General features: G+C 69.8%; 10 protein-coding genes. 9 read left to right on the top strand and 1 reads right to left on the bottom strand.

Annotated features, from left to right (window positions below):
• Nucleotides 1–48 precede the first annotated feature (48 nt).
• From IF22_RS0122620 to ispG, 7 genes are all read left to right on the top strand, one after another.
• Nucleotides 49–600 (top strand): GNAT family N-acetyltransferase, encoded by a 552-nt coding sequence (locus tag IF22_RS0122620; RefSeq protein ID WP_030335177.1) that lies wholly within the window; start codon nt 49–51, stop codon nt 598–600.
• Nucleotides 601–1,049: 449 nt separating this feature from the next.
• The gene (locus tag IF22_RS0122615) at nt 1,050–4,733 is read left to right on the top strand and encodes a CARDB domain-containing protein (protein WP_030335174.1); all 3,684 of its coding nucleotides are present in this window, start codon (nt 1,050–1,052) and stop codon (nt 4,731–4,733) included.
• Nucleotides 4,734–4,884: 151 nt separating this feature from the next.
• A complete protein-coding gene (locus IF22_RS0122610) occupies nt 4,885–5,343 on the top strand; it encodes a hypothetical protein (RefSeq protein WP_051708723.1) in 459 nt (152 codons plus the stop codon).
• 154 nt (nt 5,344–5,497) lie between these two features.
• Nucleotides 5,498–6,145: a Uma2 family endonuclease gene (locus IF22_RS0122605; protein ID WP_051708722.1), complete on the top strand. Its 648-nt coding sequence runs from the start codon at nt 5,498–5,500 to the stop codon at nt 6,143–6,145.
• Nucleotides 6,146–6,188: 43 nt separating this feature from the next.
• On the top strand, nt 6,189–7,400 hold the full coding sequence (gene dxr, locus IF22_RS0122600; RefSeq protein WP_030335169.1) for a 1-deoxy-D-xylulose-5-phosphate reductoisomerase: 1,212 nt from the start codon (nt 6,189–6,191) through the stop codon (nt 7,398–7,400).
• Nucleotides 7,400–8,650 (top strand): M50 family metallopeptidase, encoded by a 1,251-nt coding sequence (locus IF22_RS0122595; protein ID WP_030335167.1) that lies wholly within the window; start codon nt 7,400–7,402, stop codon nt 8,648–8,650. The genes dxr and IF22_RS0122595 overlap by 1 nt, the downstream gene beginning before the upstream one ends.
• Nucleotides 8,651–8,659: 9 nt before the next feature.
• Nucleotides 8,660–9,832, top strand: coding sequence for a flavodoxin-dependent (E)-4-hydroxy-3-methylbut-2-enyl-diphosphate synthase (gene ispG / locus IF22_RS0122590; RefSeq protein WP_030335165.1), 1,173 nt, complete (start codon nt 8,660–8,662; stop codon nt 9,830–9,832).
• A 183-nt stretch (nt 9,833–10,015) separates the two neighbouring features.
• Here the strand turns inward: ispG and IF22_RS0122585 are convergent, their stop codons facing one another.
• Nucleotides 10,016–10,612: a PadR family transcriptional regulator gene (locus tag IF22_RS0122585; RefSeq protein ID WP_030335162.1), complete on the bottom strand. Its 597-nt coding sequence runs from the start codon at nt 10,610–10,612 to the stop codon at nt 10,016–10,018.
• A 112-nt stretch (nt 10,613–10,724) separates the two neighbouring features.
• Here IF22_RS0122585 and IF22_RS0122580 point away from each other — a divergent pair, with 112 nt between their 5' ends.
• Both IF22_RS0122580 and IF22_RS0122575 read left to right on the top strand, forming a co-directional pair.
• Nucleotides 10,725–11,978: an MFS transporter gene (locus tag IF22_RS0122580; RefSeq protein ID WP_030335161.1), complete on the top strand. Its 1,254-nt coding sequence runs from the start codon at nt 10,725–10,727 to the stop codon at nt 11,976–11,978.
• Nucleotides 11,979–11,983: 5 nt separating this feature from the next.
• Nucleotides 11,984–12,823, top strand: coding sequence for a GNAT family N-acetyltransferase (locus tag IF22_RS0122575; RefSeq protein WP_030335160.1), 840 nt, complete (start codon nt 11,984–11,986; stop codon nt 12,821–12,823).
• Nucleotides 12,824–13,389 lie beyond the last annotated feature (566 nt).

Raw genomic sequence — 13,389 nt, 5'->3', positions numbered from 1 at the left:
GTCCTCCTTCCCCATCGTCGGGGCCGTCACTCCTTAAGATCGCCGGTCATGACTGTTCTCACCACCGAACGCCTGATCCTGCGTGACTGGACCGACGATCCGGCCGATCTGGCCCGGATCTACGACATCTACTCCCGTCCGGAGATCACCCGCTGGTTGGCGGTGTCGCCGGGCCTGCCGATGACCGACCCGGCCCAGGCCGTCGAGCGGCTGCGCATCTGGCAGCACCGGCACGCGGCGGACGGGGGCCGGTACGGCACCTGGGCGATCGAGGTGCGCGAGACCGGCACGGTGGTGGGCACGGTGCTGCTCAAGCCGATGCCGGGACGGGACGAGGCGGTGCTGACCGAGGACATCGAGACGGGCTGGCACCTGCACCCGGACTCGTGGGGTCACGGGTACGCCACCGAGGCCGCTCGTGCGCTCGTCGCGCGGGAGTTCGCCGCCGGCACCCGGGAGATCTACGCGGTGGTGTCGCCGGGCAACGAGCCGTCGATGGCGGTCGCTCGGCGGCTGGGCATGGCGCACGTCGGTCAGCGCACCGACTGGTACGGCGGAGAGCTGTTGGAGACGTTCGTCCTGACGGCACCAGATGACTGATCGTTCCCGTACGACCTGACGCAAGATCCGCGCAACTTCGGGGAAGGTGTGGCCTCCAGTCGTCGGGAGGTCGCACCTTCCCCGAAATTGTGGGCAGGTCAGCAGGGACGACGGCCATCAGGGCAGACAACTCCGTCAATAATCACGGGTGTCGAAGTGTTGACGCTCCCGTAGCACGTCAGTAACCTTTGGGCCAAAGTAGCGCAAGATTTCGACAAAGACGTGCACGGTTCTGCGCACAGCCTCGGAAGATTCAACGGGCCTCCTCGGGGGGCCCGTTGATGGTCGTACCCATCTGGTGTTCCCAGGACGAGCGGCGCCCCCGCGCCGCCCGTGCCATCCCGTCTCTCTCGGCACCGGCCCACCCGCGTCGGCCGGCGCTGCACCGCCGCACCCCCACCCCCGTGGTCACGCCACCGCGGCAACCGCCCCCCGACGACAGGACAGTCATGAGACGAACGAATCTGTTCAGGATGGTGGCGGCCACGGCCGTCGCCGCGCTGATCGCCACGGCCGGGGCGACCGCCGTCGCGACCCCGGCCGCCGCCCGTCCCGCCGACACCGCAGCAGCAGCGACCAGTGGCTTCGCCCCGGCGGCCACCAACCTCGCGCAGGGCCGTCCCACCCAGGAGAGCGGCCACGCCGACGTCTACGACTCGTCGAAGGTCGTCGACGGCAACGCGGGCAGCTACTGGGAGAGCGTCAACAACGCGTTCCCGCAGTGGGTGCAGGTCGATCTCGGCTCGTCGCAGAGCGTCAACCAGGTGGTGCTGAAACTGCCGACCGCCGGTTGGGGGACCCGGACGCAGACGCTGAGCGTGCGAGGCAGCGCCAACGGCTCGTCCTTCACCGACCTGGTGGGGTCGCAGACGTACACCTTCAACCCGGCGAGCGGCAGCACCGTCACGATCAACTTCAGCTCGACGTCCACCCGCTACGTCCGGATCACCGTCACCGCCAACAGCGGCTGGCCCGCCGGGCAGCTCTCCGAGCTGGAGGTGTACGGCAGCGGCGGCACCAGTCCGGACACCACCGCGCCGAGCGTCCCGGGCACGCTGTCGCAGAGCACGTCGGGCAGCACGATCACGCTGAACTGGGGTGCCTCCACCGACTCCGGTGGTAGCGGGCTCGCCGGCTACAACGTCTACCGGGGCGGCAGCCTGATCGCGACGCTGGGCACCGTCCTGACCTATCAGGACACCCAGCCGGCCACGGCGACAGTGTCGTACCACGTCCGGGCCCGTGACGGCGCGGGGAACCTCTCCGGCAACAGCAACACCGTCACCCGGACCGGCAGCAACCCGCCCGCCTGCACCAACGTGGCGCAGGGCAAGAGCATGACGGCGAGCGGCTCCACCTTCAGCTTCACCCCGGACAAGGCGAACGACGGGCAGCTCGGCACCTACTGGGAGGGTGCGGCGAGTTACCCGCAGAACCTGACAGTGGCGTTGGGCGCGAACCACGCCATCTCCGGTGTCACTGTGAAGCTCAACCCCGACCCGGCCTGGGGCACCCGTACCCAGACCATCCAGGTCCTCGGTCGCGACCAGGCGTCGTCGGCGTACACCAGCCTCGTGTCGGCGGCGGCCTACCAGTTCGTCCAGGGCACCAACGTGGTGACCATCCCGGTCACCGCCACCACCGCTGACGTGCAGTTGCGGTTCACCGGCAACACCGGTGCCCCGTCCGGTCAGGTCGCCGAGCTTGAGGTGTGCGGCACCCCGGCGCCCAACCCGGACCTGGTGGTCAGCTCGGTGACCTGGTCGCCGGCGTCGCCCAGCGAGGTCTCGCCGGTCACCCTCTCGGCCGTGGTGCAGAACACCGGGTCGGCGTCCGCCGGCGCGACAACTGTGAACTTCAGCCTGGCCGGCGCGGTCGTCGGCAGCGCCTCGGTGGGTGCGCTCGCCGCGGGCGCCTCGACCACGGTGTCGTTCAACGCCGGCACCCGGCCGATGGGCAGCTACGCCGTCGCGGCGGTGGTCGACCCGGCGAACACGATCGTCGAGCAGAACAACGGCAACAACAGCTTCACCGCCGCGTCGCCGCTGGTCGTGACGCAGGCCCCGGGCCCCGACCTCCAGGTGCTCAGCATCGCCTCGAACCCGCCGAACCCGGCCGTCGGAGCGTCCGTCAGCTTCACCGTGGCGGTGCGCAACCGGGGCACCGCGGCGACCGGCACCACCACCGTCACCCGGCTGGTGGCGGGCGGCACCACGCTCAACGCCACCACCGCCTCGATCGCGGCCGGCGCGACGGCCACCGTGGCCGTCAGCGGTAGTTGGACCGCCACCAGCGGCGGCGCCACCCTCACCGCCACCGCCGACGCCACGAACGTGGTCACCGAGACCAACGAGACGAACAACTCGTTGAGCCAGTCGATAGTGGTCGGGCGCGGGGCCGCCGTCCCGTACGTCTCGTACGAGGCGGAGGCCGGTCGTTACCAGGGCACGCTGCTGGAGGCCGACCCGCTGCGCACCTTCGGGCACACCAACTTCGCCAGCGAGTCCTCGGGCCGCAAGTCGGTACGACTCACCGGCACCGGCCAGTTCGTCGAGTTCACCTCGACCAACCAGGCCAACTCCATAGTGGTGCGCAACTCCATCCCGGACGCCCCCGGTGGTGGCGGTATCGAGGCGACCATCAGCCTCTACGTCAACGACGTCTTCTCCCGGAAGTTGACCCTGTCGTCGAAGCACAGCTGGCTCTACGGCAACACCGACGGACCGGAGGCGCTCACCAACACCCCGCAGGCCGACGCCCGACGGCTCTTCGATGAGTCGAACGCGCTGCTGGCGCAGTCGTACCCGGCCGGCACCCGGTTCAAGTTGCAGCGCGACTCGGGTGACACCGCCGCCTTCTACGTCATCGACATGATTGACCTGGAGCAGGTGGCGCCGGCGGCGAGCCAACCGGCCGGCTGCACCTCGATCACCCAGTACGGTGCGGTCCCGAACGACGGGCTCGACGACACCGCCGCCATCCAGCGGGCGGTGACCGACGACCAGAACGGCGTCATCAGCTGCGTCTGGATCCCTGCCGGGCAGTGGCGGCAGGAGCAGAAGATCCTGACCGACGACCCACTGAACCGGGGTACGCACAACCAGGTCGGCATCAGCAACGTCACCATCCGGGGCGCCGGCATGTGGCACTCGCAGCTCTACACGCTCACCGAGCCGCAGAACGCCGGTGGCATCAACCACCCGCACGAGGGCAACTTCGGCTTCGACATCGACAAGAACACCCAGATCTCCGACATCGCCATCTTCGGCTCCGGCCGGATCCGCGGCGGCGACGGCAACGCCGAGGGCGGTGTCGGTCTGAACGGTCGCTTCGGCACCGGCACCCGGATCAGCAACGTCTGGATCGAGCACGCCAACGTGGGTGTCTGGGTCGGCCGCGACTACGACAACATCCCCGACCTGTGGGGGCCGGCCGACGGGCTGGAGTTCACCGGCATGCGGATCCGCAACACGTACGCCGACGGCATCAACTTCAGCAACGGCACGCGCAACTCGCGGGTGTTCAACTCGTCGTTCCGCACCACCGGCGACGACGCCCTGGCCGTCTGGGCCAACCCGTACGTCAAGGACCGCAACGTCGACATCGCCCACGACAACCACTTCGTCAACAACACCATCCAGTTGCCCTGGCGGGCCAACGGCATCGCCATCTACGGCGGCTACGACAACTCGATCGAGAACAACCTGATCTACGACACCGCCAACTACCCGGGCATCATGCTGGCGACCGACCACGACCCGCTGCCGTTCTCCGGGACGACGTTGATCGCCAACAACGGGCTCTACCGCACCGGCGGCGCCTTCTGGAACGAGGACCAGGAGTTCGGTGCGATCACCCTGTTCCCCGCCACCCGGGACATCGTCGGGGTCACCATCCGCGACACCGACATCATCGATTCGACGTACGACGGCATCCAGTTCAAGAATGGCGGCGGCAACATGCCGAACGTCGCCATCACCAACGTGCGGATCGACAAGTCGAACAACGGTGCCGGCATCCTCGCGATGGGCGGCGCGCGCGGCAACGCCAACCTCACCAACGTGACAATCACCAACTCGGCCGACGGCAACATCGTCATCCAGCCGGGCTCCCAGTTCGTCATCACCCCCTGATCGGCACGCGCTAGGTGACGTCGGGGTGTCCGCAGCGCGCGGGCACCCCGACTTCCGTGCTGTGGGGGTGACGATGCGGACGCCTCACGGCGGCGAGCCAGCCCGTGCAATGATCAAGACCAGCTCGCTGGGGGGAAGGCGGACAGACGGGATGGGTGTCGTCACGACCGGGCTCTGCCTCGCCGTACCCGCTCTGTTCCTGCTCTGGTTCTGGGGCCGACCCCTGCTCACCGGCCGGTGGAAGACTCCAGGCTGGTTCGTCGCGACGGCCGGCCTCTCGATCGTCGCCACCGCTGTCACGTGGTTCGTCGGGGCGTTCGCGGGTTCCTCCATGAGTTCGGCGGAGTCCTGCCGACAGGCCGGCGTCAACTACGACAGTGCCTACCGCGCCGCCCACTGGCGTGAGTCGTCGCGATGGTTCCCGCTGCACGATCGGTGCAACGCCACCCACGACCTGGTGCCCGCCTGGATCAATCCGGCCCTGGTGCTGCTGTCCCTGCTGGCCGTCCTCTGCGTCGGCGCAGCGGTGTGGCTGGCCGTCGCACGACGCCGGACCGAGGCCGATCGGGTGCCGGCCCGCAGATCTTGGACACTTTCCGTTCGGCGATGACGGAAAGTGTCCAAGATCTGCACGCGCCACGTGAGGCCGCGTGCCTCGATGTCGTCATCTCGGATCAACGGACCGGGTGTGCGATGCCGCGCTTCTGGGGCTGCGGTGACTAGGCTGACCTGAGCAGGATGGTCCGCTGAGGGGGTGAGCCCGGATGGCCCAGGCAGCGTTCGCGCCGGAGCCGGCGCCGCAGCACACCGAGCCGTCGTTCGACGTGCTGCGGTGGCACGACGAGCCGTGGACCGCGCAGCTCGCCCTCGACCTGTTGCCGGAGACCAACGGCCCCAAGGTTGAGGTCCTGAGCGGAAGCGTGATCGTGACACCACATGCCGGGTATGACCATCAGGACGCGGAGCTGGGTCTCGCCTATCTCCTCAAGCAGGCGGCCCGTCGGGCGAAGCTGTGGCTCTATCTCGAGACGAACATCGTCTCTGGCGAAGATCTCTTCATCCCGGACATCGTCATTCTCGACGCTCCTGGCGGCGGCCGAACGACGATGGACATCAGGCACGCCGTGCTTCTCGGGGAGATCGTCTCGCCCGGAAACCGGCGCAAGGACATCATCGACCGTCCGCGCGAGTACGCCGCCGCCGGTGTGCCGTTCTTCCTCCGGGTCGACCTGCGCAATCGGGTGCCCACCATCGCGCTGTACGAGCTGACCGAGGGGGAGTACCGGCCGGTGGCCGCCGCCGCGGCCGGGACACCCTTCGTGATGCGCGAGCCGTTCGAGTTCACCATCGACCCGGACGACCTGCTCGGCGAGGAAGCGCCCCCGGAAGAGTCGGCGGACGGCGAGGCCTGAGGCTCCCAGCGGGCGTGCAGCCCGGGTGGGGAAGAATGGCTTCGTGACTTCCCCCCGCGACCTCGTTCTGCTCGGGTCCACCGGCTCGATCGGCACCCAGGCCATCGACATCGTCCGGCGCAACCCGGACCGGTTCCGGGTCGTCGCCGTCGGTGCCGGCGGCGGCAATGTCGAACTGCTCGCCACGCAGGCCCTCGAACTGGGCGTCGAGGCGGTCGGGGTGGCCAAGGCGTCCGCCGCCCAGGACCTGCAGCTCGCGTTCTACGCCGAGGCGAGCCGGCGCGGCTGGGCCACCGGTGACTTCAAGCTTCCCAAGATCGTGGCCGGCCCGGACGCGATGACCGAGTTGGCCCAGTGGCCGTGCGACATCGTGCTCAACGGGGTGGTCGGCTCGCTGGGCCTCGCTCCTACGCTGGCCGCGCTGCGCGGTGGTCGTACCCTCGCGCTTGCCAACAAGGAGTCGCTGGTGGCTGGCGGCCCGCTGGTCAAGGCCGCGGTGACGCGGCCGGGGCAGATCGTGCCGGTCGACTCGGAGCACTCGGCGCTGGCCCAGTGCCTGCGCTCCGGGGCGCGCGGTGAGGTGCGGCGGCTGATCGTCACGGCCAGCGGCGGCCCGTTCCGGGGTCGGCGGCGCGACGAGTTGACGCAGGTCACGCCGGAGCAGGCGCTCGCGCACCCGACCTGGAACATGGGGCCGGTCGTCACGATCAACTCCGCGACCATGGTCAACAAGGCGCTGGAGGTGATCGAGGCGCACGAGCTGTTCGACGTGCCCTACGCCGACATCACCGTGATGGTGCACCCGCAGTCGGTGATCCACTCGATGGTCGAGTTCGTCGACGGCTCGACGATCGCCCAGGCCAGCCCACCGGACATGCGGCTGCCGATCGCGCTCGGCATGGGCTGGCCGGACCGGGTTCCCGAGGCCGCCACCGCCGTCGACTGGACGGCCGCGCACACCTGGGAGTTCGCGCCGCTCGACGACGAGGCGTTCCCGGCCGTCGCCCTGGCCAAGGCCGCCGGGGAGGCCGGGCGCTGCCGCCCGGCGATCTACAACGCGGCGAACGAGGAGTGCGTGGCCGCGTTCGTGGCGGGCCGGCTGCCGTTCCTCGGCATCGTCGACACACTCGAACGCGTGTTGGAGGAGGCTCCGGACTTCGACGAACCAGGTACCGTCGAGGACGTGCTCGCGGCCGAGTCGTGGGCGCGCGCGCACGCGCAGGAGATCATCGCGGGTTCGGTGGAAGGAGCTTGATGTCGTACCTGCTCGGGGTGGTCCTCTTCGCCCTGGCCATTCTCATCTCGGTGAGCCTGCACGAGGCCGGTCACCTGCTGACCGCCAAGGCGTTCGGGATGAAGGTCACCAAGTACTTCGTGGGTTTCGGCCCCACCATCTGGTCGTTCCGCCGGGGTGAGACGGAGTACGGACTCAAGGGCATCCCTCTCGGCGGCTTCTGCAAGATCGTCGGGATGACGCCGCAGGACGACGACGTCGAGCCGGGCGACGAGTCGCGGGTGATGTGGCGCTACCCGGTCTGGAAACGGACGATCGTGATGGCCGCCGGGTCGATCACGCACTTCGCGCTCGCCCTGGTCACCATCTGGATCCTCGCCGTCTCCGCCGGCCTGCCCAACCCCGACTTCCCGACCACCGACGCGCAGGCCCGCCAGGAGCCCGCCGTCATCCAGCTCAGCGATTGCGTGGTCCCGGAGAACGCGGTGCGGGCGTGCACCTCCGCCGACGCGGCCAGCCCGGCCGCCCAGGCGCAGTTGAAGAACGGTGACCGGATCACCTCGATCAACGGCACCCCGATCGGCAACTACGGCGACCTGCTCACCACGCTGCGCAGCCTCAAGCCGGGCGAAACCGCGCAGATCGCGTACGTCCGCGACGGGCAGCCCGCCACCACCAGCACGGTGCTCGCGCAGACCCAGCGCCCGCCGCTGGACGATCCCAACGGCACCGCCGCGCCGGTGGCCGCGCTTGGCGTCGGGCTCGTTCCGAGCACGCCCACCCGCGTGACGTACGGCCCGGTCGGCGCCTTCGGCGCCACCGCCGACTTCACCGGTGACCTGGCCGTCGGCACCGCCCAGGCGCTCCAGCGCCTCCCGCAGAAGGTCCCCGCCCTGTGGACCGCCCTCACCGGCGGCGAACGGGACGTCGACACCCCGATCAGCGTGGTCGGCGCCAGCCGGCTCGGCGGCGAGGCGGTGGAGAACAACGCCTGGCTGGTCTTCTTCATGCTCTTCGTGTCGCTGAACTTCTTCATCGGCGTGTTCAACCTGCTGCCGCTGCTCCCGGTGGACGGCGGCCACATCGCCATCGCCTGGTTCGAACGGGCCCGCTCCTGGGTCTACGCGCGGATCGGTCGGGCCGACCCCGGCCGGGTGGACTACCTCAAACTGATGCCCTTCACGTACGTGGTGATCCTGATCGGTGGCGCGTTCACGCTGCTGACCATCGCCGCGGACGTCGTCAACCCGATCACGCTCTTCTCAAGGTGAGTGCTTGAAGTGACAGCTATCAGTCTCGGTATGCCCGCCGTGCCGCCCCCGTCGCTCGCTCCCCGTCGGGCCAGCCGCCAGATCATGGTCGGTTCGGTTCCGGTCGGTGGTGGCGCTCCGGTGTCGGTGCAGTCGATGACCACGACCCTCACCTCCGACGTCAACGCGACCCTTCAGCAGATCGCCGAGCTGACCGCGTCCGGCTGCCAGATCGTCCGGGTGGCGGTGCCGTCCCAGGACGACGTGGAGGCGCTGCCCGCGATCGCCAAGAAGTCGCAGATCCCGGTGATCGCCGACATCCACTTCCAGCCCAAGTACGTCTTCGCCGCGATCGACGCCGGCTGCGCGGCGGTCCGGGTCAACCCGGGCAACATCCGCCAGTTCGACGACAAGGTCAAGGAGATCGCCCGGGCCGCCGGGGACGCGGGGGTGCCGATCCGGATCGGCGTCAACGCCGGGTCGCTGGACAAGCGCCTGCTGAGCAAGTACGGCAAGGCCACCGCCGAGGCGCTTGTCGAGTCGGCGCTGTGGGAGTGCTCGCTCTTCGAGGAGCACGGCTTCCGCGACATCAAGATCTCGGTGAAGCACAACGACCCGGTCGTGATGATCCGGGCGTACCGGCAGCTCGCCGAGCAGTGCGACTACCCGCTGCACCTCGGCGTCACCGAGGCCGGGCCGGCGTTCCAGGGCACCATCAAGTCGGCGGTCGCCTTCGGCGCGCTGCTGGCCGAGGGGATCGGCGACACGATCCGGGTGTCGCTCTCCGCCCCGCCGGTGGAAGAGATCAAGGTCGGCAACCAGATCCTGGAGTCCCTCGGTCTGCGCGAGCGCGGCCTGGAGATCGTCTCGTGCCCGTCCTGTGGGCGGGCCCAGGTGGATGTCTACAAGCTCGCCGAGGAGGTCACCGCCGGTCTGGAAGGGCTGCCGGTGCCGCTGCGGGTCGCCGTCATGGGCTGCGTCGTCAACGGTCCGGGTGAGGCTCGGGAAGCCGACCTCGGCGTCGCCTCCGGCAACGGCAAGGGCCAGATCTTCGTGAAGGGGCAGGTCGTCAAGACGGTGCCTGAGGCGCAGATCGTCGAGACGCTGATCGAGGAGGCGCTGCGGATCGCCGACGAGATGGGCGCCGAACTCCCCGAGGAGCTGCGCGGGCTGGTCACCGGCCCGACCGTCACCGTGCACTGATTTTCCATCTGGACGAAGCGGCCGTTCCCCATTCGGGGAACGGCCGCTTCGCGTCAGTGCTGCTGTGGTTTTCGTGGGTTGTGGCGCTCGTGCTCGTGGTGATGTTCGCGTCTCGTGGTGATGTTCGTGTCTCGTGGTGCGTTCGTGTCTGTGGCGCTCGGGCGTCGTGGCGCGGTGCTGGCGTCACTCGGATTCGGCGAGGATTGCGTACAGCTTGCGTCGGGTCTCGTCGAGCACCTGAGCGGCCCGCTCGCGCTGGTCGTCGGTGCCGTGCATCATCACCTGGCGCAGGGCGTTCATCGCCTGTGCGCCGGAGTCGCGGATGTCGTGCCAGCTGCTCACCGTGCCCTGGGCGACGTCCGCCCACGGCGGGGTCTGCGCGGCCTCGGTGGCCTCGGCCTGACCGGCCTCGCTGACGGTGAACCGCTTCCGCCCACCACCGGACTCCTCGGTGCTGGCGACGATCACGCCCTCGTCCTCCAGTAGCTGGAGGGTGGGGTAGATCGAGCCCGGGCTCGGCCGCCACGCACCGCCGGTGCGGGAGTCGATCTCCTGGATCATCTCGTAGCCGTGCATCGGCCGCTCGGTGAGCAGGGCCAGGACGGAGGCGCGGACGTTGGGGCGTCGGCCCCGACCCCGTCCACGGCCCCGGCCGCCCCAGGGGCCGCCGCCGGGTCCGTGCTCGTGGCCATGACCGTGCGGGCCGGGCGGGACCGGCGGGAAGCCGAATCCCCGCATCCGGGCTTCGTGCATCGGGTGGTGCTGTCGGTGGAACCTCATCGGGCTCTTCCCTTCGGAGGACTATCGCTGATGCATCAACGATATATCGGCAATGCATCGTCGGCAACCAGCGGTTCCCAAACCGTACGTACGTCTTGCTAAAGTCTCGGTCATGCGCCTGCTACCCCCGCCGGGTCCGTCCCGGGTCCTCACCCTCGGCACCCTGGTCAAGACCGTCGGGCGGGGCCTCTGGCTCGTCGCCAGCGCGCTCTTCCTCACCCGGTCGGTCGGCCTCTCGGCAACCCAGGTGGGCATCGGGCTGACCATCTCGGCTCTGGTCGGGGTGCTGGCCAGCACACCGAGCGGCTACCTGGCCGACCGCGTCGGCCCACGTGGAGTGCAGGTCGGTGCGCTGTTCGCCGCCGGCACCCTCACCATCGGCCTGATCGCCGTCCGGTCGCTGCCCACGCTCGTACTGGTGGGAGCCGCCACCGCGCTCGCCGACGCGATCGAACGCGGCGCCCGCGGCGCGCTGATCGCCGGAGCGATCCCGGCCGGCGAGCGGGTCCGCACCCGCGCCTACCTGCGAGCCACCACCAACGTCGGGATCTCCGTCGGTGCCGTCCTCGGCGGCTTCGCCATCGCCGCCGACACCCGCACCGCTTACGTCGCGCTGATCCTGGCCTCGGCGGCGACGTCACTGGCCGCGGCGGTGATCTTCCTCCGACTGCCGACCGTCGCCCCGGTCGCCGCCCCGGCGCACGGCCCTCGACTGGTCGCCCTCCGCGATCGCCCGTTCCTCGCCTTCACACTGGTCGACGGGCTGATGTCGATGCACTTCAGCCTGCTCACCATCGCTCTGCCGCTGTGGATCGCCGGCCACACCCGGGCCCCCGCCTGGATGATCTCCGCGTTGACGCTTGTCAACACCGTGCTGGTGGTGCTCCTTCAGGTCCGCGCCGCGCGTACCGCCGCCACAGTGCCCGGAGCCGCCCGCGCCGCCCGTCGAGCCGGCGTCGCCATCGCCCTGGCCTGCGTACTCTTCGCCGCCAGCGGTGCGCTGCCCACGGCCGGCGCGGTGAGCCTGCTCGGCCTCGGGGCGGTCGCCCACGTCACCGGTGAGCTGTGGCACTCCGCCGCCGGCTGGGGCATCTCCTTCGGGCTGGCACCGGCGGACGCCCAGGGGCAGTACCAGGGCGCGTACGGCATGGGCTACGAACTGGGCAAGATGCTCGCGCCGGTGGTGGTGACCTCCCTTGCGCTCGGCTGGGGCGTACCCGGCTGGCTTGTGCTCGGTGCCCTGTTCCTCCTGCTCGGAGCCCTGGTGCCCCCGGTCGTCCGATGGGCCGGGCGGACGCCGCCCCGTGAAGCCGGTGCCGGCCTTGTCACTCGACCGGCGGAGCGGGGGGTCAATCTGGCAGGCTGATAGTCGTGCTGACGGTGCCGGTACGCCAACTGGGGGAATCGGAGCGGCGCGCGGTCGAGCGACTGCTCGACCATGACCCGTTCGCGGGCGCGCAGGTCGCCGAGCGGATCGCCGCGCGCGGGCTCTCCTGGTGGCGGGCCGAAGGCAGAATCCTGGGGTACGGAGCCCGCCGCAACCTCGAATCACTCTGCTGGCTCGGCGGCAACCTGACCCCGGTGCTGGCCAGCGATGCCGCGGTGGGCGCCTTCGCCGACCTGCTCGCCGGCGAGGAACGGCTCTGCTCCTCCATCGTCGGCCGGGCCGACGCCGTCCTCGGGCTGTGGGACCGCCTCTCCGACACCTGGGGGCCAGCGCGAGACGTCCGCCCCAATCAGCCGCTGCTGGTCACCGACACGCTGCCACCCGTACCGGCCGACCCGGAGGTACGCCAGGTCCGCTCCGGCGAGGTCGACCGGCTCTTCCCGGCGGCGGTAGCCATGTACACCGAAGAGGTCGGCGTCTCCCCACTGGCCGAGGACGGCGGACGCAGCTACCGCCGGCGGGTCAACGACCTGGTCCGGACCGGTCGCGCGTATGCCCGCATCATCGACGGCAAAGTGGTGTTCAAGGCCGAACTCGCCGTTGTCACCAAGCGGACGGCGCAGATCCAGGGCGTCTGGGTGGCACCGGAGTGGCGGGGCCGGGGGATCGCCACCGCCGCCATGGCAGCCGTGGTGCGCGACGCGCTGCTGCGGGTCGCCCCCACCGTCAGCCTGTACGTCAACGACTTCAACCTCCCGGCCCGCCGCGTCTACGAGCGATGCGGCTTCCAGCCGATCGGCACCCTGGCCACCGTCCTCTTCTGACCGCTGCGGGTGGGCCGCGGTGGGGTATCCCTGCAGATCTTGGACAGTTTCCGTTAGGGCGGAACGGAAAGTGTCCAAGATCTGTAAACGAACGCTGCTTGATGAGGTCATCCGAGCAGCCCGGTGACCCCCTGCATGGCCCACCCCCACCATCACGGCCGGCGTCCCGGCGTCCCGGTGTCCCGGCGTCTGGCATTGCGGGGTCCGGTGTCTGGCGTTCCGGGTCCGGTGTCTGGCGTCTGGCGTCTGGCGTTCCGGGTCCGGTGTCTGTCGTTCTGGCGTCTGGCGTCTGGCGTCTGGCGTTCCGGGTCCGGCGTCTGTCGTTCCGGCGTCCGGTGTTCCGGTGGCCGGGCGTCTGGCGTCAGGTGGTCAATGGTGCGGGTGCCGGGCGGTCGATGGCAATGCAAACGCCGCTGGCCGGCACCCCGGGTTGCGGGTGCCGGCCAGCGGTCGGTGTTCTCACGGTCCTACCGTGCGGTGGTGCGGGTGTGCTGGTGGTCAGCTGTTCCAGTGCTGGGCGACGAGGTCGGTGGCCTGCTGCTCCCACTGGGCGTAGGCGTCCGGGT

Origin of the sequence: Micromonospora parva, assembly GCF_000718515.1 — a bacterium.
GTDB classification, from domain to species: domain Bacteria; phylum Actinomycetota; class Actinomycetes; order Mycobacteriales; family Micromonosporaceae; genus Micromonospora; species Micromonospora parva.
The sequence above is the reverse complement of the archived record's forward strand: the minus strand, read 5'-3'. Positions and strand labels throughout refer to the sequence as shown.

Bases quoted from the DNA above. Each gene is read 5' to 3' on its own strand.
- IF22_RS0122620 (WP_030335177.1), top strand. From the start codon at position 49: ATGACTGTTCTCACCACCGAACGCCTGATCCTGCGTGACTGGACCGAC.
- IF22_RS0122615 (WP_030335174.1), top strand. From the start codon at position 1,050: ATGAGACGAACGAATCTGTTCAGGATGGTGGCGGCCACGGCCGTCGCC.
- IF22_RS0122610 (WP_051708723.1), top strand. From the start codon at position 4,885: ATGGGTGTCGTCACGACCGGGCTCTGCCTCGCCGTACCCGCTCTGTTC.
- IF22_RS0122605 (WP_051708722.1), top strand. From the start codon at position 5,498: ATGGCCCAGGCAGCGTTCGCGCCGGAGCCGGCGCCGCAGCACACCGAG.
- IF22_RS0122595 (WP_030335167.1), top strand. From the start codon at position 7,400: ATGTCGTACCTGCTCGGGGTGGTCCTCTTCGCCCTGGCCATTCTCATC.
- IF22_RS0122585 (WP_030335162.1), bottom strand. From the start codon at position 10,612: ATGAGGTTCCACCGACAGCACCACCCGATGCACGAAGCCCGGATGCGG.
- IF22_RS0122580 (WP_030335161.1), top strand. From the start codon at position 10,725: ATGCGCCTGCTACCCCCGCCGGGTCCGTCCCGGGTCCTCACCCTCGGC.